Source organism: Arthrobacter sp. TE26545 (genome assembly GCF_056279005.1).
Genome location: NZ_JBWBQM010000001.1, coordinates 2494897 through 2513343, shown reverse-complemented (window position 1 = coordinate 2513343; position 18447 = coordinate 2494897). Strand labels below are relative to the sequence as shown.

Sequence of the window (18447 nt, the reverse complement as noted above, 5' to 3'; positions counted from 1 at the left end):
ACTCATTTCGCTGTCGGCGTCGTGCAGACATCAAGATTACCAGCCGGGCCGCACGGCGTCGGCGGCCTGCCCTGCCTAGGGGAGCGGTACCGTGAGAGTCTGTCCCGGGAAGTTGATCGGCGCGTAGTGGCTGTCTCCGAGGTAATCGGCGCTGAAGGTGAAAGTCCGTGGCCACGTTGGCAACCAATAGTCGGCCGCGGCTTTGTTTCCGGAAACCGGCACGGGCAGGCCGAATTCGATGCCATCGGAATAGAACTGGACGTAGCCCGCAGGGTCCGGAGTGCCCGGCTGCTGCGGGGTAAGGGTCACTTCCATGTGCACGGTGTACGGGCCCGTCACCGCCGGGGTGTGCGTGCCGTCGATCGGGAGCGGATCCGCCGGCGCCAGGACCTGAAGTGATAGCGGCTTGGATTCCGGTCCGGTATAACGGATCGCGGACTCGTGCCGGGCGGTCAGCTGATGGATTCCCGCCGGCAGGTAGCCCGCGGTCAGGGTGGCCCGCCAGCCGCGGGAGCCCGGAACGACGACTCCCTCACCGATGGACTTGCCGTCGGAGTAGAAGACGATGGGTCCGTCCGAGTAGCCAGTCAGCGCCTCCCCGCCATCAGTCGTGACCTGCGCGGTGAGCTCGACCGGTTCGCTCACAGTTATTGGTCCTTCCGTGCTGAGCTGAAGCGAGGTCTCCGTGCGGGGACCCGTCCACACCTCGTACGGGAAGGACTCCGTCGCCGCTTCGAAGTAGGCATCCCCCGAATAGCTCACCGTGTATTGCCGGGTGCCCGTGGCGACAGGAGTGACGTAGATGTGAACCTCGCCCTCATCGCCTGCCAGGGTCCGCGTTTGCGGTGCGGCTCCCGGCTCGTTCAGCTGCAGGGTCAGCGTTCCGCTCGGTCCCTTCGGGGCGTCCGGAGCAACCACAAAGGCGACGAGGACTTCGACTGGATTCCCCACGAAGGCCCAGGTCGGTTCGTCCAAACGGGCGCGGATTTCGACTGTGGACCGGGACTCCGGCATGAGCTCCTCCATGACAAATACTCTTGCGATGGAAGCCCCCCAGGAACTCCAACGGGCGCTTGCGAAGCACCCTGCGGCAGACGATACTCCCCCTTCGGAGCAACCGTAAGGCCCCGGTTCCGGTTCCGTGGCGGGATTCCGGTCCCGGGGCTGGTCATGGATCCGGCTGACCGCGTGACGAGCCGGTCGGGTCCTCGTTAGTAGGCCCGCCCGGGGATACTCTTGGGCCATGAAGCTGACGAAGTTCACGCATTCCTGTGTCCGGCTGCAGAAGGACGGGCAGGTGCTGGTGATCGATCCCGGGACCTTCTCGGAAGCAGAGGAGGCGCTGGCCGGTGCCCACGCCGTACTGATCACCCATGAACATCCGGACCATGTGGATGCCCCGGCCCTGCTCGAGGCGCTGCGCGGCAACCCGGGACTCCAGGTCCATGCCCCGGCCCGCCTCGCGGTGGAGCTCGCCGGGAAGGCCGGCGACGACGGCGGCCGGGTACACGCCGTCGAACCCGGCACCTCCTTCGAAACGGGAGGCTTTGCCGTGCGCGCGTTCGGCGGCCAGCACGCCTTGATCCACCCGCTGATCCCGGTGGTGGCGAACATCGGCTACCTCGTGGAGGAGAATGTCTTCCACCCCGGGGACTCCTTCGTGGTCCCGGACGGCATCGAGGTGAAGACGCTCCTGGTGCCCTTGCACGCACCGTGGTCCAAGGTGGGCGAAGTGGTGGACTTCGTGGTGGCAGTGCGGGCGCCGCAGGCGTACCCGGTGCATGACGCGCTCCTGAACGAGCTGGGCCGCGGGCTGGTCGAGGGACATGTGGGCCGGATCGGCGGCAAGTACGGTACCAAGTACACCAGCCTGGCGGCGCGGGAGTCCGTGGAGGTCTAGCGCCCTAAGCCTCTTCGGGCCATGCCCCGGTATCGAAGAAGCGCGTCAGGACCGCTTCATACGGGCGCGGGTCCAGGCCCTTTTCGTCCAGCCACTCCTGCTTGTAGTAGCTGCCCGCGTAGCGCTCGCCGCCGTCGCACATCAGGGAAACGATGCTTCCGCGCTTCCCCTGCGCCACCATGTCCGCCACCAACTGCCACACACCCCACAGGTTGGTGCCGGTGGAGGGGCCGGCCTGCAGGCCGGCAAGGCTGCGGAGGTGCCGCATGGCCGCGACGGACGCGGCGTCCGGTACCGGGATCATGGTGTCGATGACGGCCGGCACGAAGCTGGGTTCCATCCGGGGACGGCCGATGCCTTCAATCCGGGACGGCATGCCCGTGCTGAACTCCGCGACGCCGTCGCGCCAGCCGGGATAGAACGCCGAGTTTTCGGGGTCGACGACGGCCAGCCGGGTCCCGTGGCAGTGGTACCGCAGGTAGCGGCCGATGGTGGCGCTGGTTCCGCCCGTGCCTGCGCCCACCACGATCCATTCCGGAACCGGGTGCTCTTCCAGGGCAAGCTGCCCGAAGATCGACTCTGCGATGTTGTTGTTGCCGCGCCAGTCGGTGGCCCGCTCCGCGTAGGTGAACTGGTCCATGTAGTGGCCGCCGGATGTCCGGGCGGCTTCCTGGGCTGCGGCGTAGACCTCCGACGCGTGGTCCACCAGCAGGCAGCTGCCGCCGAACTCCTCGATGAGCGCGATCTTCTCCGGGCTGGTGGTGCGAGTCATCACCGCGATGAAAGGCAGGCCGATGAGCCGGGCGAAGTACGCTTCCGAAACGGCGGTGCTGCCGCTGGAGGCCTCCACGATGGTGGTGTCCTCGTTGATCCATCCGTTCACCAGGCCGTACAGGAACAGCGAGCGCGCCAAGCGGTGCTTGAGGCTGCCCGAGCGGTGCGTGGACTCGTCCTTCAAGTACAGCTGGACGCCCCAGTGTTCGGGCAACGGGACCGAATAGAGATGGGTGTCCGCGGACCGGTTGTTCTCCGCCTCGATGCGCCGGATGGCTTCGCTGGCCCACCGCCTGTTTTGCTTCCCTGGAGTCTTCACCGACCCAGCCTACCGGCGCTGGTTATAAGCTGGAATCCGCCTGCTTGCCACGTGAACGAAGGAGATTCCATGGGTACCCTGATGGACGTTGCCACCCTCAAGGAACGGATGGATTCCGGCGGGCGCACGGTGCTGCTCGACGTCCGCTGGGTGCTCGGGGACCCGCATGGGCACGCCCACTACCTGGCAGGCCATATCCCAGGCGCCGTGTTCGTGGACCTGCACCATGAACTGGCCGACCCCTCGGTGGCAGGCGAGGGCCGCCACCCCCTGCCCGCTCCTGAAGCGTTGCAGCGCAGCGCCCGGGCCTGGGGCATCAACGACGGCGACACCGTGGTGGCGTACGACGACAATGGCAATACCGCCGCTGCCCGTGCCTGGTGGCTGCTCCGCGACGCCGGGCTTGAGTCGGTTTTCCTGCTCGACGGCGGACTGGCCGCCTGGCGCGCGGCCGGCCACCCCGTGGAAGAAGGAGAGCAGGCCTCGCCTCCCGGCGGTGTCACCCTCCGCCGCGGCGCGATGCCGAGCATCGACATGGCCGGTGCCGCCGTCTGGCATGAACAGGGCATCCTGCTCGATGCGCGGGCCGGTGAGCGCTACCGCGGCGAGATCGAACCCATCGACCCCCGGGCCGGCCACATCCCGGGTGCCGTCAGTGCGCCCACGGGGGAAAACCTGGCCGGGGACGGCCGCTTCCTGACCGTCGCACAGCTGCGCTCCCGCTTCGCGGAGGCAGGAATCGACGGCGGCACCGCCGTCGCGGTCTACTGCGGTTCCGGCGTGACGGCAGCACACCAGATCGCCGCCTTGGAGATCGCCGGCTTCCCGGCGGCGCTCTATCCAGGCTCCTTCTCGCAGTGGTCTTCCGAGGAGGCGAACGAGGTCGCCGTCGGCGCCGCGCCCGGTGGTAGCGTCGGAGCATGACTCCCGGACGCCCCGTGCCCCCTCCGCTCGGCAAGCCCCTGACTGTTGCGGAACCCCCCACCGCTGCGGAATCCCCGGCACTGCGTGGCACCCTCACGGCGGCGATGGGGGCGACGTCTGCTGCGAGCGGCCTGCTTCCGCTGACCCTGGCGCGCCGGGTGCCCAAGGAAGACGACGTCGAAATCGACATTGAATTCTGCGGGCTGTGCCATTCCGACGTGCACGCCACCCGTGGTGAATGGGGCAGCCGGCCTTACCCGCTGGTGCCGGGGCACGAGATCGTGGGCAGGGTGCGCCGCACCGGAGCGGCAGTGGACGACTTCAGCGTCGGGGAACTCGTGGGCGTCGGCTGCCTGGTGGACTCCTGCCGTGAATGCGAAAGCTGCCTCGAAGGACTCGAGCAATACTGCGAGCGCGGCAACGTGGGCACCTACGGGGTGAAGGATCCGCGGAACGGCGATGCCATCACCCAGGGCGGCTATTCGGGCACCATCGTGGTGGACCGCCGCTTTGTCCTGCGGATTCCCGACGGAATGGACCCGGCGGCCACGGCTCCGCTGCTGTGCGCGGGAATCACCACCTATTCGCCGTTGCGCTATTTCGACGTCGAGCCCGGAGACGTCGTGGGCGTCGTCGGGCTGGGCGGGCTCGGCCACATGGCCGTGAAAATCGCCAAGGCGATGGGCGCGGAGGTGATCCTGTTCACCAGTTCGGAAGGCAAGACGGCGGCCGCGGGCGAACTCGGCGCGGACCGTGTTGTCCTCTCCCGGGAGCCCGCTGCCATGGCAGCGGCCAAGGCGAGCATCGACGTCATCATCGACACCGTGGCCGCGCCCCATGACCTCAACCCGTACCTGCGTACCCTCCGCCTGGGCGGGGCTCTGTTCCAGCTCGGGCTGCCGCCGGGCGACATGCCGCCGGTCAGCCCCGGCCTGCTGATCCGGCGTCGGCTGGCCTACTCGGGTTCCCTGATCGGCGGGATCGCCGAAACCCAGGAGATGCTCGAATTCTGCGCCGAACACGGCGTCGCCAGCGACATCGAGATCGTCGGTGCCGCCGGGCTCAACGAAGCCTACGACCGCATGGTCGCCGGCGACGTGAAATACCGCTTCGTCCTCGACACCAAGACCCTGCACACCCCGTCCGAAAAGGCAGACGCATGAGCACCCTCTTCAGCAAGATCATCAACGGCGACATCCCGGGCCGCTTCGTCTGGAAGGACGAGGACGTCGTGTCGTTCCTGAGCATTGCACCCCTCGCCGACGGCCACGTCCTGGTGGTGCCGCGCCTCGAGGTGGACCGCTGGACCGACGCGCCGGCCGAAGTGCTTGGACGTGTGACCGCCGTGGCGCAGACCATCGGCAAGGCCCTGGTCGGCGAGTTCGGCTCGGCGCGGGCGGGCCTGCTGGTGGCCGGTTACGAAGTGCACCACTTGCACGTCCATGTCTGGCCGTCGAACTCGATGGCCGACTACGACTTCGGCTCCGCGGACCAGAACCCGGACCCGTCACAGCTTGAGGCCAACGCCGAGCGAATCCGCGCGGCACTGCGCGATGCCGGGCACGGGGAGTTCGTACCGACCTCCTAGTCCCACCGCCCCCTGGGCTCGCTGCGTCTCCATCAGCTCCCAAATCTCGCTTCGCTCGATTCGGGGCCCGCGCTGGTGTGGACCCCCGTCCAGGGAACCCTGGCGGCGTGGGCACAACCGCTTCCGAGGGCATTGTGGGCTGCCGGGCCCAGGCGTACCGTGTCGCATAGACAAGGACACAAGCCGCGCAGCAGCCGCGCGGCACCAGTGTGCCGGAGGGGTCATGGCAACGTCCAAAGCCGGCCTGGACCTGGGCCGCGCCGCCTACGACGATCACCGCTGGGGCGAGGCCTTCGGGCACTTCGGGGATGCCCATCGCGAAGGCGGGCTTCCTGCCGCCGACCTTGAACGCTTTGCCACCACTGCTTTCCTCACGGGCCACCCGCGCGTCGGGACCGATGCCCTGGCCCGCGCCCACGAAGAGTACCTGCTCACCGGCGATGTCCCCGCGGCCGTGCGGTGCGCCGGCTGGCTTGGCATCCATCTCCTCAACACTGGCGAGGCGGCGGCCAGTTCGGGGTGGCTTGCACGGGGCACGCGGCTCCTCGAGGAAGTCGATGAGCCCGGCGCGGCCGAAGGGCTGCTCCTCATCCCGGCCGCCGTCGCGAAGCTTTATGGGGGAGACGCCGCCGAAGCCGCCGCCCTCTTCGGCAAGGCCTACGGAATCGGCACGGCTTCCCGCGACAGGGACGTCGCCTCCCTGGCACAGCTTGGCCAGGGGCAGGCGCAGGTCATGCTCGGCCATGCGGCGGCCGGGCTGGAACTGTTCGACGAGGTGATGGTGGCGGCCACCACCGGGGAAGTGTCTGCCATTCCGTGCGGCATCATCTATTGCGCCACCATCGGAACCTGCCAGGCGGTCTTCGACCTGCCCCGTGCGCTGGAGTGGACAATGGCGCTCGACCGCTGGTGCGAGGGCCAGCCGGAGCTGGTGCTTTTCAGCGGCCAATGCCATGCGCACCGTGCGGAACTGTATGCCCTGCGCGGTCTGTGGGACGAGGCCATGGCGGCGGCCGCGAAGGCACAGGAACGTTCCGCCCACGGGGATCCGCAGGCCAGGTTCGGGGGCTTCTACTACCAAGGCGAAGTACAGCGGCTCCGCGGCTTGTTCGAAGCCGCCTCCACGTCATACCGTGCGGCTGCGGACTCCGGTTTCGATCCCCAGCCGGGAATGGCGCTCCTGCACCTCGCGCTGGGTGAGGTGCAGCTGGCCCGCCGCCAGATCAACGACGCCGTGGCTGCCGCCGACGCCACCTGGCGGAGCCGCCTGCTCTGCGGCCTCGTCGAGATCGAGCTTGCGGCCGGTGACTTCGCCGCGGCCCGCAGCGCGGCGGACGATTTGGGTCGTTTCGCCTCCGGATATCCGGCGCCGATGCCGCGTGCCCTGGCCGCCCAGGCGGACGGAGCGGTGCTCCTCGAAGAAGGCGAAGCGGCTGCAGCCCTGAAGCCCTTGCGGACTGCGTGGACCTTATGGCGGACCCTGGAGATTCCCTATGAGGCCGCCCGTTGCCGGATGCTGGTGGCCAAAGCGCGCCGCCGGCTTGGCGACGAAGAGACAGCTCTCATGGATTTCGAAGCCGCCCGCAAGGAACTGGAGGAGCTCGGTGCCCGGCCGGCCATGGCCACGGTTGATGCTTTGATCGGGGCCAATTCGCTTGGGGGGCCCGCCGCATCGGCCGCAGTGCCCGGCCCCCTGACCGGGCGGGAAGTGGAAGTCCTCCGGCTGGTGGCGGCCGGCAAGAGCAACCGGGCGGTCGCCGTCGAACTCTTCCTGAGTGAAAAGACCGTGGCACGGCACCTGAGCAACATCTTCGCAAAGCTGGAGGTGACATCCCGGGTGGCGGCAAGCCGGTATGCGTATGAGCATGGGTTGATGGCGTGATGCCTGCACCGAATTACCCATCCGTGTCCGGCGCAAGATGCATCATCCTTCCGATGCGAGGCAGCACCCCGCGGCAATAGCGTCGAAGCATGAACCTTCCCATGGTCGCCGGAACCGTCTCGACGGTCCTCTTCACTGTGAGCATGCTGCCGATGCTGGTGAAGGCGGCACGCACCAAGGACCTTGCCTCGTACAGCCTGGGCAACCTGCTCCTGGGCAACCTAGCGAACGCGGTCCATTCGTTCTATGTGTTCAGCCTGCCCGCGGGGCCGATCTGGCTGCTCCACGTGTCCTATGTCCTGGCGTCCGCCCTGATGCTTGCCTGGTGCCTGCGCTACCGCCACGCGCCCGGCGGTCCCGCGCACGATGCCGGGATACACGATGCAGGGGCAAGGGAAGGTCTGCGCCCGACCGAAGAGTTACTTGGAGCATAAGGAGGCTTCACCATGAATACCAGGCAGAATCCGTCCGACGGTGTCCTGGACACCATCATCGTCGGCGGCGGGCAGGCCGGGCTTGCCCTGGGTTACTTCCTCTCCCGCCAAGGACACGATTTCGCCATTCTCGATGCCGGGCAACGGGTAGGCGATGCCTGGCGCCGGCGCTGGGATTCCCTGCGCCTGTTCACCCCCGCTAAGTACAACGGCCTTCCGGGAATGCCGTTCCCTGGCGACCGCCTCGCGTTTCCGGGCAAGGACGAGGTGGCCGACTATCTCGAAGGCTACGCCGCGCATTTCGGCCTGCCGGTCCGGCTTGGCGTGAAGGTGGAGCACCTGTGGCAGGAAGGCGGCCATTTTGTCGCGGAAGGGGGCGGACGGAGCTGGAAGGCGAGGAACGTGGTGGTGGCCACGGGGCCTTGCGTTGCCCCGAAGGTTCCCGGCTTTGCCGCACAGTTGGATGACTCCGTGTTCCAGCTGCATTCCAGCCTGTACAGGAATCCCGCGCAGCTCCGGCCTGGCCCCGTGCTGGTGGTGGGCGTGGGCAATTCCGGGGCGGAGATCGCCCTGGAGCTGAGCTACAGCCACCACACCCTCCTGGCGGGAAAACCGACCGCGGAGCTGCCGGGCAAGCATGGACGGGCTGCTGCGCGGTTCTTCCTGCCGCTCGTCCGGTTCGCCGGACTCCACATCCTCACGCTCGGTACGCCGATCGGCCGCAAGGCGGCACCTGGCTTCCTCGGCCACGGCACCCCGTTGATCCGCACCAAGCTCAAGGACCTCGCGGCTGCCGACGTCGAACGCGTCGCCCGGATCGCGGGGGTGCGCGACGGCAAAGCGGTGGCCGAGGACGGCCGCGTCCTCGACGTCGCAAACGTCATCTGGTGCACGGGCTACAAGGATGATTTCGGCTGGCTGGAAACCGACGCCCTTGGCGCGGACGGCCGGCCGCGGCAGCACCGCGGAGTGGCGCGGGACACCGAAGGCCTGTTCTTCCTGGGCCAGGAATTCCTATACTCGGCGACGTCGGCCACCTTGCCCGGGCTCGCCCGTGACGCAGGGTACCTGGCCCGCCAGATTCCGCGCCGTGGTGCTGACGGTTCTGTCGCGCATGCGGCGCTCCGGCCGCAGAAAGCCCGGGAACGGGCCTGATGGGGCAGCGGCTGATGGGCGCGAGGGCGGCCTTAGGGAACGTGCCCCTGCCCCCAGGCCAGGTGGTGGGGCTTGCCGCGGACGTCCTCCTCGCCCGGTTGCGGCCCGCTCCGCTCCCGGGACCGCGCGCGTCCGGCCGTGCCGCCGGCGCGGTCTTGCTTGTCGCCGGCTGCGCGATCAACCTCCGCTCGCTGGCGGAACGCCGGGAACGCGAGGGCGGGGCGTTCGAACTGGAACATCCGTGGCGGCTGGTGGTGACCGGGCCCTACGCCGTCAGCCGCAATCCCATGTACGCCGGCTGGTGGTTGATGCACCTCGGCATCGGGCTGCTCCAAGGCTCGGTGTGGGCACTGTTCACCACGCCGGCTGCCGCCCTGGCCGAGCACAGGGGAGTGCTGGCCGAGGAACGGGAGCTGTCGGACCTGTTCGGCGCGGATTTCGCCGCCTACGCCGAGCGGGTGCCGCGCTATTTTTCCCTGCGGCGGCTGCCGCGGAAGACCCGGCCGTGAATCAGCACCGGCCGTGAATCAGCCGCGTTTCGGGGTCATGGCCACCATGCCGGCGTAGGTGAAACCGCCGCCGAAGCCGAAAAGCAGGGCCGGCGCGTCGGCCGGGATACGGCCGGCGTGCCACCACTTGCTGAGGCCGAGCGGGACGCTCGCGGCTGAGGTGTTGCCGGACTCGATCACGTCGGTCACCACCACCTTGTCGCTGAGCCCCAGGCCCTGGGCGAGGGGCTCGATGATGCGCAGGTTCGCCTGGTGGGCCACCAACACCTCGATGTCCCCCAGCGTGAGCCCGGCCCGCTCCACGGCCTCGCGGGCGTGGCCGACGGCGTCGAGCAGGCCCCAGCGCAGCACTTCCCGGCCGTTCTGCGAGAACTTGCCATCCGGGGGACCGATCCGCACCGAATCTGCCATGTCCGTGCGGGATCCCCACACCACCGGACCGATCCGGGGCCCAGCGGAGGGGCCCACGACGGCGGCGCCCGCCCCGTCCGCGACGAGCACGGCGGTGCTTCGGTCCGTCCAGTCGGTGACAGTGGAGAGCGTTTCGGCGCCGACGACGATCGCGTGGCTGGCGGAGCCGGCGCGGATGGCCTGGTCGGCGATGCCGAGGGCGTACTCGAAGCCCGAGCAGGCTGTGTTGATCTCGATGACGCCCGGGCCGCGGTGGTCCGCTCCGAGGCTGAGTGCCTGCGCGACCCGGCCGGCCGTATTGGGGGAACGCTCCTGCGAAGTGGTCGTGGCGACGACCACCAGGTCGATCTGCGACGCTGCCAGCCCCGAGTCGGAGAGCGCCATGCCTGCCGCGTCCGTTGCCAGGGTGGCGACGGTTTCGCCTTCGCCGGCAATGTGCCGCGTGACGATCCCGGTGCGCTGGCGGATCCATTCGTCGTTGGTGTCCAGGATCGTCTCGAGCTCGAAGTTGTCCATCACCCGTACGGGCTGGGCGTGTCCGAGGCCGAGGATCTGGGTTCCGGCGGGTCCACTGGGAAGATGCAGGGCGGGAAGGGGCAGGGTCATCCTGGTCCTTTCAGATGGGGGCAGCCCGCAGTTGGGGTGTGGCGGGGCGGTCGGGAAAATCGATGCGGTCGGGAAAGTCGGGGCGGTACCTGCGGCCTAGGCCGGGGCGAGTGCCTGGTTCAGTGCCGTGCGGATGCGCTTCTCGGAGACGGAGTAGGCGGTGCCGAGTTCGACGGCGAAGAGGCTCACGCGGAGCTCTTCGATCATCCAGCGCACCCGGGTTAATTCGCTTCCGGCCCGGCCGCCCGGCCGGAGGGCCGCGACGGCGTCGTCGTAGTCGTCTTCCAGTGCCTGGACGGCGGCCATGTTCAGGCCGTCCCGCTGCACGTTGTTCGGCAGCTTCTCCAGGCGCTTCTCGATGGCCGCCAGGTAACGCGGCAGCTGGCTGAGCTGGGCGTAGCCCGTCTGTGCTACAAAACCGGGGAAGACGAGCTGTTCCAGCTGGCTCTTGATGTCATTGAGGGCGCTGATCAGGCTCAGGCTGGTGCTGCCCTTGAGCTGCTTTTCGATGCGGCGGCTGCTGGCGAGGATGCGCTCGACGACGGCGGTCACCGTGAACACGGTGTCGATCAGTTCCGCGCGCACGGCTTCGTACAGGGTGTCGAAGGACTTCCTGTCCCACGGCAGCTCCGCGGGAGTCAGTTTGTCGATCGCGGCGAGGGCGCAGTCGGCGATCAGGGCGCTGACGGAGCCGTGCGGGTTCTGGCTGAAGGTCAGCTTCTCCGTGTTGTTCAGGTGCTCCAGGACGTAGCGGTCCGGCGGCGGGACGCGTAGGGCGAGCAGGCGGATGACGCCGCCGCGCATGGCCGATTCCTGCTCGGCGCGGGTCTGGAAGACCCGCAGGGCCACGCTCTTGCCTTCGTCCACCAGTGCCGGGAAACCGGTCACCTGGTGGCCGTTCACCAGCCGGCTGATCTGCCGTTCAACGGTGCCGACGCTCCATTCGGTGAGCCCGGCTTGTTCGGCAAATGCGGCCGGGGCGCCGCCGGCCTGTGCGCCAGCGGCGTTGCCGTTCCCGGATGCCGCGCTGGCGGCCGGGCCGCCCGGCAAGCCGGCCCCGGCTGCCTTACTACCGCCCGCCTGGCCTCCGGTCGCCTTCTTGCCGGAGGGGGCCGTCGTCGCGGGGGTGGCGCCGAGGGATTCGGCGATGGCGCGGCGCGTGGCCGGGGCAAGCTCCTGCTGCAGGGCCGCGAGGTCCTTGCCTTCGCCGAGGACCTTGCCGCGGCTGTCCACTACCTTGAAACTGACCCGCAGGTGCGCCGGGACGGCGCCCCAATTCCAGGAGCCGGGCGGGATGATGTGTCCGCGCAGGCGGCGCAGCACGAGTTCGAGGGAGGGTTCGAGTTCGTCGCTGGCGGGATCGAAGTCTGCTTCCAGGGCGGCGGCGGCCTGGCGGGCGACATCCGGGGCCGGCACGAAGTTCTTGCGGACCTGTTTGGGCAGGGACTTGATCAGGGCGGTCAGCAGTTCGATGCGCTGGCCCGGGATCTGCCAGCGGAACGCGGCGTCGTCGAGCTGGTTGAGGAACAGTACGGGCACCTCGGCGGTGACGCCGTCGGAAGGATTGGGCGGGGAGCCCGGGGCGACGGGATGGAACTCGTAGCTGAGCGGCAGCTCGAAGCCCTTGTGCAGCCACGTTTTCGGGTACGCCGAATCGTCCAGCTCGGCGGCGTCCTCACTTATCAGCAGCGACTGGTCGAAGTCCAGGAGTGCCGGGTCCTGTTGCCGGGCGTCCTTCCACCATTTGTCGAAATGCCGCTCGGACACCACGTCCTTGCCGATCCGGGCGTCGTAGAACTCGAAAAGCGTGTTGTCGTCCACCAGGATGTCGCGCCGGCGCATCCGGGTTTCGAGTTCCTCGATCTCATGCAGGAGCGCACGATTGCGGTGGAAGAACTTGTGCTGGGTCCGCCATTCTCCTTCCACCAGGGCATGGCGGATGAAGAGTTCGCGCGAAAGCTCCGGATCGATGCGCCCGTAGTTGACCCGCCGGTTGGGGATGACGGGCACGCCGTACAGGGTCACCTTCTCGTGCGCCATCACCGAGCCGCTGCGGCTGGACCAGTGCGGCTCACTGTAGGAGCGTTTCACCAGGTCCGGGGCCACCTGCTCCACCCAGAGCGGATCGAACTTCGCTGCCACCCTGGCCCACAGCCGGCTGGTTTCGACCAGTTCGGCGGCCATCACGAACGCGGGGGACTTCTTGAACAGGGCCGAACCGGGGAAGATCGCGAAGCGGCTGCCGCGGGCACCGGCGTACTCCCGCTTGCGCTCGTCCAGCAGGCCGATGTGGCTCAGCAGCCCGGAGAGCAGGCTGATGTGGATGCCTTCGTGCAGGCCCACGGGATCGGCCTCGCGCTTGTTGTCGATCGTGATTCCCAGCGGCTTGGCCAGCTGCCGCAGCTGCTGGAACAGGTCCTGCCATTCGCGCACGCGCAGGTAGTTGATGAACTCGTTGCGGCACAGCCGGCGGAACTGGGTGGAGGACAGCTCGCGCTGCTGCTCCTGGATGTAGTTCCACAGGTTCAGGTAGCCGGTGAAGTCAGAGTTTTCGTCCCGGAAACGTGCATGCTTCTCGGCGGCCAGTTGCTGCTTGTCCGTGGGGCGCTCGCGCGGATCCTGGATGGTGAGCGCTGCGGCCAGGATCATGACTTCCTTGACACAGCCGCGCTTGCCGGCCTCCACGATCATCCGGCCGAGGCGCGGGTCCACCGGTAGCTGGGCGAGCTTATGCCCGACGGCGGTCAGCCCGCCCTGCTGCTCCCCTGCGCCTTGCTCCCGCGAGCCTTGCTGCCCGCGTCCGCCCTGCCCGCGGCCGCCTGCCGACGGGGCACGGAGGGCGCCGAGCTCGCGGAGGAGGGTCACGCCGTCGTTGATTGCCCGCGACTCCGGCGGCTCGACGAAGGGGAAGGCCTCGATGTCCTTGGGACCGCGTGCCACGCCCATCGCGGTCATCTGCAGGATGACGGCGGCCAGGTTGGTACGCAGGATTTCGGGGTCGGTGAACTGCGGGCGGGACTCGAAGTCCTCTTCCGAGTACAGCCGGATGGCGATGCCTTCGGAGACGCGGCCGCAGCGGCCGGAGCGCTGGCTGGCAGAGGCCTGCGAGACCCGTTCGATCGGCAGCCGCTGGACCTTGGTGCGGTGCGAGTAGCGGGAGATGCGGGCCGTTCCGGTGTCGACGACGTACTTGATGCCGGGCACGGTGAGCGAGGTCTCGGCGACGTTGGTGGCCAGCACGATCCGCCGCTTGCCGCCGGGGTTGAAGACCCGGTGCTGCTCCTGCAGGCTGAGCCGTGCGTACAGGGGGAGCACCTCGGTGCCGGTAAGGCGCCGGTTCGCCTGGATCCGGCCGTTCAGGGCCTCTGCGGCGTCGCGGATTTCGCGCTCGCCGGAGAAGAAAATGAGGATGTCGCCGGGGGCCTCCTGGGCGAGCTCGTCGACGGCGTCGCACACCGCGTCCAGTGGGTCCCGGTCTTCCTCGAGTTCGTCGTCGGGGGTTTCGTCGCCCTCCGCCGGACCGCCGGCCGGCTGGGAGAGCGGCCGGTAGCGGATCTCCACGGGGTACGTGCGGCCGGACACCTCGATGATCGGCGCCGGGGCGTCGTCGCTGCCGAAATGCCGGGCGAAGCGTTCGGGGTCGATCGTGGCCGAGGTGATGATGATCTTCAGGTCCGGGCGCTGCGGCAGGATGCGCTTGAGGTAGCCGAGGATGAAGTCGATGTTGAGGCTGCGCTCGTGGGCCTCGTCGATGATGATGGTGCTGTATTTGCGCAGCAGCTTGTCCCGCTGGATCTCCGCCAGCAGGATGCCGTCCGTCATGAGCTTGATCCGGGTGTTCCTGCCGGTCTCGCCGGTGAACCTGACCTGGAAGCCCACCTCCTGGCCAATCTCCACACCGAGCTCGAAGGCGATGCGCTCCGCCACCGTGCGTGCGGCAAGGCGACGGGGCTGGGTGTGCCCGATCAGTCCCTTGTCGCCGAGCCCCAGCTCAAGGCACATTTTCGGAATCTGGGTGGTCTTGCCCGAACCCGTCTCGCCCGCGATGATCGTGACCTGGTTCGCGGCGATGGCCGCCATAATGTCCTCGCGGCGTTCGGAGACCGGCAGCTCTGCGGGGTAGGAGATATGAAGTGTCATGGCTGGAAGCCAGTCTACTGTGGCGCCGGGTCCCCCGCCGAGCGCGCCAGCCGGCCGGCCAGCAATACGGCGTACTCCTTGAATTCCGGTGGCGAGAGGATTTCGAACTCCATGCCCAGGGCTGCAAGGTGCGCGGCGGGCTGAGCCAGGCTGTCCCAGCCGGCATGCAGCAGCGTGGCGGACCCGCCGTCGTCGGTCAGGGTCGCCAGCTGCGGGCCGACGACGGCGGCCACCTCGCCGATCGGGGCGAACAGGCGCACGACGACGTCATAGCGGTAGGGCGAACGGGTCACCGACTGCTGGACGTAGGCGGCGAGGTCCTCCGCCGGGAGCGGCCGGGGCAGGAATTTCTTGGTGGCGGCCGGCAGCGAGGCGATGCGGTCCGCGCGGAAGGTGCGCCAGTCTTCGCGCTCGAGGTCCCACGCCACGAGGTACCAGCGGCGGCCCGTGTCCACCAAGCGGTACGGCTCGGCGGTGCGGCGGTCCACCGTGCCGTCCGGCTTGGCGTAGTCGAAACGGATCAGCCGGCGGTCCGCGATGGCAGAGGACACCACCGTGAGCTGGTGCGGATCCACCGCGGCCGCGTTGCTGGGCAGTGTAGTGACGGCGGCTTTGAGGGTGGCGAAGCGCGGGCGAAGCCTGGCAGGCAGCACCTGTTCAAGCTTGGCGAGGGCCCGCACGGAGGCTTCGCCGATTCCGGCAACTGGTCCGGCGGCCACCGAATTCAGTCCGAGGGCGACCGCCAGGGCCTCGTTGTCGTCGAGCAAAAGCGGGGGCAGCTGGGCGCCGGCTCCCAGCTGGTAACCGCCCGCAATTCCGGGCGAGGCGTGGATGGGGTATCCGAGGGTGCGGAGTTTGTCGATGTCCCGGCGCACGGTGCGTTCCGTGACGCCCATGCGCTCGGCCAGGGCCGGGCCGGTCCATTCCCGCCGCAGCTGCAGCAAGGACAGCAACTGCAGCAGCCGGGCGGAGCTTTGGATCATGGACCAAAGCTTAGTCCCGCGGCTCCCCGCCTTCGTGCCTCAGGCGGGGCCCCTCGCCGCCGTGGGCCCACCCGGCGGCTCCCCGCCTTCGTGCCTCAGGCGGGGCCCCCGGCGGAGTTGCGGTCGGCTGAGTGCAGCCGGCCGGCTGATCAGAGCAGGCGCATGGTCCAGTAAGCGCTGCTGGGGAGGTCGAGGGCGCGCCAGTCGCGTTCGGAGCGGACCGGCGGGATGTGGCCCCGGCCGTCGCGGAGGACTGCCGAGATGGTGGCTGCGATAGCCAGCAGGACGATGATGACGATGAAGGCTACGAGGATTTCCATGCCTCCATCGTCTGCCTGGCCAGCTCCAAGAAACAGTGGCAGAAATGACCCATTTAGCAAAATTTCTGCCACACTGGAGATATGTTGAAATCAGTGGCTGTCATCGTTGTTCCGGGCTTTTCGATCTTCGAGTTCGGGACCGCCTTTGAGATTTTCGGCATTGACCGTTCCGGGCGGGAGGGCGGCGTACCGAAGTTCGATTTCCGTGTCTGCACCCCGCAACCCGGTGACGTCCCCATGAAGTCCGGCTTGTCGATGCATGTGGGCCTGGACCTGTCGGCCGCCTCCGATGCGGACCTGATCATCATGGCGCCCTACGGTCGCGACCTGGACGTTCCGGTGGAAGTCCTGGAAACCCTCCGGGCCGCGCATGAACGGGGCGCCTGGGTGCTGTCCATCTGCTCCGGCGCCTATGCGCTTGCCCGGGCCGGATTGCTGGACGGGCGCCGCTGCACCACCCATTGGCACTATTCGCAGGACCTGGCGGGCCGCTATCCCAAGGCCCGGGTGGATGAAAACGTCCTCTATGTGCAGGACGGCACCATCATCACCAGCGCGGGCACGGCCTCCGGCATCGACGCATGCCTGCATTTGGTCCGCGTGGAGCTGGGTGCGAAGGTCGCGGCCGCCATCGCCCGGGACATGGTGGTGGCACCGCACCGCGACGGCGGGCAGGCCCAGTACATCGACAGGCCGATGCCGAGTTGCGGCTCGGCACCGATGGAAGCCCTGCTGCGCTGGATGGTGGAGAACCTGGACCAGGAGCACAGTGTCGCCGAGTTGGCTGAGCGGCTGCACATGTCGCCAAGGACCTTCGCCCGCCGCTTCCGGGCCGAAACCGGGGCAACACCGGCGGCTTGGCTCAACTCACAGCGCGTGCTGCGGGCCCAGGAGTTGCTGGAAAGCAGCGACCTGAACATCGACGAGGTGGCGAGGGAAGCAGGATTCGGCCACTCGGTGCTGATGCGGCACCATTTCGCCAAGGTCCTGGACACCAGCCCGCAGTCCTACCGCCGGGCCTTCCGGGGTCAACTTGCCGAAGTGGGGTAGCTCAGGGGTGGGGTGGCTCAGCGCGACCCACGGCTTTCGGAACCCTCCGCCTTGGCGGATTCCACCAATTCTTCCCAGGGGCCGGTGACTTCCCGGTCCGGCAGGGTGGCGCGGTGCTGCCCGGCGCGGATCGAGTACATGAAACGGTCCGGTTCATTGGCGTTGCGCGACAGAGCCTTGGCCTCTTCCCATGGGCAGGCCTCCACGAGCGGCATCCAGCGCTCCTTGTCGTCCGCGGAGACGGCATTGACGCTCCAGACACGCGTCAGTGCGGCGATGCCCCCGCTGCGACGGACAGTGATTTTCATGCCTCACCGATCTTCGTGCTGCCCCGGATGCGGAATCCGCTGGCGGCCGGCGCTGGAGTCAGACCTTGACCTTTACAGTTTCCCACGCCTTCAGAACGGCGTCATGCTCGGCGGAGCCGCTGCCGAACAGTTCCTCTGCAGTGGCGATGGTGGTCCTGGCGAACTTGCCGAAGGTGCACGCAGGAGGGAGGGATCCACTGGTCAGGGTTCCGTACCAGATCTGCCCCGGCCCTTCCCAGGCGTTGCCGCCCAGCTCCGATGCCACCAGGTAGAACGCCCGGTTGGGGATGCCCGAATTGATATGGACCCCACCGTTGTCCGCGGTGGTGCGGACATAGCTGTCCATGGAATCAGGCTGCGGGTCCTTGCCCAGGACCTCGTCGTCGTATGCCGTTCCCGGCGCCTTCAGGGAACGCAGGGCCACGCCCTGCACGGCGTCGGTGAAAAGGCCTTCGCCGATCAGCCAGTTCGCTTCCGAGGCGGGCTGCTTCCGCGCGTATTGCTCCACCAGGACGCCGAAGACGTCGGACATGGATTCGTTCAGGGCGCCCGCCTGGTTCCGGTAGGCGAGGCCGGCCGTGTACTGGGTGACGCCGTGGGCAAGTTCGTGGCCGATCACGCTCAATGACTTGGTGAAGCGCTGGAAGATCTCGCCGTCGCCGTCGCCGAAAACCATCTGGCGGCCGTCCCAGAAGGCATTGTCGTAGAGCTCGCCGAAATGGACCGTGGCATCGAGCTTGAGGCCCTCGCCGTCGATGGAGTTCCGTTCGAAGATGTCGGCGTAGAGGCTGTGGGTATCCCCAAGTCCGTCATAGGCTTCGTCGGCTGCGGCATCCCCGACCGGTGGCATTCCTTCCTTCCGCACCAGCGTGCCCGGCAGGGTTTCGGTGGATGCGGCGTCGAAGATGGTGCGCTTGGGCGGGGCGGGTGGGGCCTGGCGTGCGCTGGGTGGCGTGGCGGGCACCGGGAGGGCGCGGGCGGCCTGCAGGCCCTTGATATGCAGCAGCGATTCCTTCGCGGCCCGCGCGATGGCTCGGAGCCTGGGTTCCGGGCGGGCGGCGAGGCGGCGCAGCATGTACGGAGGAACAATGGAACAGATCATTGGCAAACCCCTTAGCGTCTGGCGGAGCCGGTACGAATCAGC

General features: G+C 68.2%; 17 protein-coding genes. 9 read left to right on the top strand and 8 right to left on the bottom strand.

Annotated elements, in window-relative coordinates:
• Positions 1-75 precede the first annotated feature (75 nt).
• On the bottom strand, positions 76-1026 hold the full coding sequence (locus tag ACZ9CK_RS11300; protein ID WP_476049993.1) for an Ig-like domain-containing protein: 951 nt from the start codon (positions 1024-1026) through the stop codon (positions 76-78).
• Positions 1027-1243: 217 nt separating this feature from the next.
• Here ACZ9CK_RS11300 and ACZ9CK_RS11295 point away from each other — a divergent pair, with 217 nt between their 5' ends.
• On the top strand, positions 1244-1900 hold the full coding sequence (locus ACZ9CK_RS11295; RefSeq protein ID WP_476049992.1) for an MBL fold metallo-hydrolase: 657 nt from the start codon (positions 1244-1246) through the stop codon (positions 1898-1900).
• 4 nt (positions 1901-1904) lie between these two features.
• Here the strand turns inward: ACZ9CK_RS11295 and ACZ9CK_RS11290 are convergent, their stop codons facing one another.
• Positions 1905-2993: a PLP-dependent cysteine synthase family protein gene (locus ACZ9CK_RS11290; RefSeq protein ID WP_426298491.1), complete on the bottom strand. Its 1089-nt coding sequence runs from the start codon at positions 2991-2993 to the stop codon at positions 1905-1907.
• Between the two features lie 69 nt (positions 2994-3062).
• On the opposite strand from ACZ9CK_RS11290, the gene ACZ9CK_RS11285 reads away from it, so the two are divergent.
• The 7 genes from ACZ9CK_RS11285 to ACZ9CK_RS11255 all read left to right on the top strand — a co-directional run bounded on the left by ACZ9CK_RS11285 (position 3063) and on the right by ACZ9CK_RS11255 (position 9485).
• Positions 3063-3917 (top strand): sulfurtransferase, encoded by an 855-nt coding sequence (locus tag ACZ9CK_RS11285; RefSeq protein WP_476049991.1) that lies wholly within the window; start codon positions 3063-3065, stop codon positions 3915-3917.
• Positions 3914-5080, top strand: a complete 1167-nt coding sequence (locus tag ACZ9CK_RS11280; protein WP_476049990.1) for an NAD(P)-dependent alcohol dehydrogenase — start codon at positions 3914-3916, stop codon at positions 5078-5080. The genes ACZ9CK_RS11285 and ACZ9CK_RS11280 overlap by 4 nt, the downstream gene beginning before the upstream one ends.
• Positions 5077-5505 carry an HIT family protein gene (locus ACZ9CK_RS11275; protein WP_476049989.1) on the top strand — a complete coding sequence of 143 codons (429 nt, stop codon included), beginning with the start codon at positions 5077-5079 and terminating at the stop codon, positions 5503-5505. The genes ACZ9CK_RS11280 and ACZ9CK_RS11275 overlap by 4 nt, the downstream gene beginning before the upstream one ends.
• A 223-nt stretch (positions 5506-5728) precedes the next feature.
• Entirely contained in the window at positions 5729-7387 is a 1659-nt protein-coding gene (locus ACZ9CK_RS11270; RefSeq protein ID WP_476049988.1) for a LuxR C-terminal-related transcriptional regulator, read from the top strand.
• 89 nt (positions 7388-7476) lie between these two features.
• On the top strand, positions 7477-7821 hold the full coding sequence (locus tag ACZ9CK_RS11265; RefSeq protein ID WP_426298481.1) for a hypothetical protein: 345 nt from the start codon (positions 7477-7479) through the stop codon (positions 7819-7821).
• Positions 7822-7833: 12 nt separating this feature from the next.
• Positions 7834-8976, top strand: coding sequence for a flavin-containing monooxygenase (locus ACZ9CK_RS11260; RefSeq protein ID WP_476049987.1), 1143 nt, complete (start codon positions 7834-7836; stop codon positions 8974-8976).
• Positions 8977-9017: 41 nt separating this feature from the next.
• Positions 9018-9485, top strand: a complete 468-nt coding sequence (locus ACZ9CK_RS11255) for a methyltransferase family protein (RefSeq protein ID WP_476049986.1) — start codon at positions 9018-9020, stop codon at positions 9483-9485.
• Between the two features lie 18 nt (positions 9486-9503).
• Here the strand turns inward: ACZ9CK_RS11255 and ACZ9CK_RS11250 are convergent, their stop codons facing one another.
• The 4 genes from ACZ9CK_RS11250 to ACZ9CK_RS11235 form a co-directional block, all read right to left on the bottom strand.
• Complete coding sequence (locus tag ACZ9CK_RS11250; RefSeq protein ID WP_426298475.1) at positions 9504-10502, bottom strand: beta-ketoacyl-ACP synthase III; 999 nt, start codon at positions 10500-10502, stop codon at positions 9504-9506.
• A 96-nt stretch (positions 10503-10598) separates the two neighbouring features.
• Positions 10599-14642 (bottom strand): ATP-dependent RNA helicase HrpA, encoded by a 4044-nt coding sequence (gene hrpA, locus ACZ9CK_RS11245; protein WP_476049985.1) that lies wholly within the window; start codon positions 14640-14642, stop codon positions 10599-10601.
• A gap of 14 nt (positions 14643-14656) precedes the next feature.
• Positions 14657-15625 (bottom strand): helix-turn-helix transcriptional regulator, encoded by a 969-nt coding sequence (locus ACZ9CK_RS11240; RefSeq protein WP_426298471.1) that lies wholly within the window; start codon positions 15623-15625, stop codon positions 14657-14659.
• A gap of 149 nt (positions 15626-15774) precedes the next feature.
• Positions 15775-15945 carry a hypothetical protein gene (locus ACZ9CK_RS11235; protein ID WP_162943697.1) on the bottom strand — a complete coding sequence of 57 codons (171 nt, stop codon included), beginning with the start codon at positions 15943-15945 and terminating at the stop codon, positions 15775-15777.
• Between the two features lie 81 nt (positions 15946-16026).
• Here ACZ9CK_RS11235 and ACZ9CK_RS11230 point away from each other — a divergent pair, with 81 nt between their 5' ends.
• Positions 16027-16995, top strand: coding sequence for a GlxA family transcriptional regulator (locus ACZ9CK_RS11230; RefSeq protein WP_476049984.1), 969 nt, complete (start codon positions 16027-16029; stop codon positions 16993-16995).
• Between the two features lie 17 nt (positions 16996-17012).
• Here ACZ9CK_RS11230 and ACZ9CK_RS11225 read toward each other — a convergent pair whose 3' ends face one another.
• Positions 17013-17303, bottom strand: a complete 291-nt coding sequence (locus ACZ9CK_RS11225; RefSeq protein ID WP_426298467.1) for a protealysin inhibitor emfourin — start codon at positions 17301-17303, stop codon at positions 17013-17015.
• A gap of 58 nt (positions 17304-17361) precedes the next feature.
• Entirely contained in the window at positions 17362-18405 is a 1044-nt protein-coding gene (locus tag ACZ9CK_RS11220) for a M4 family metallopeptidase (RefSeq protein WP_426298465.1), read from the bottom strand.
• Positions 18406-18447: the final 42 nt, after the last annotated feature.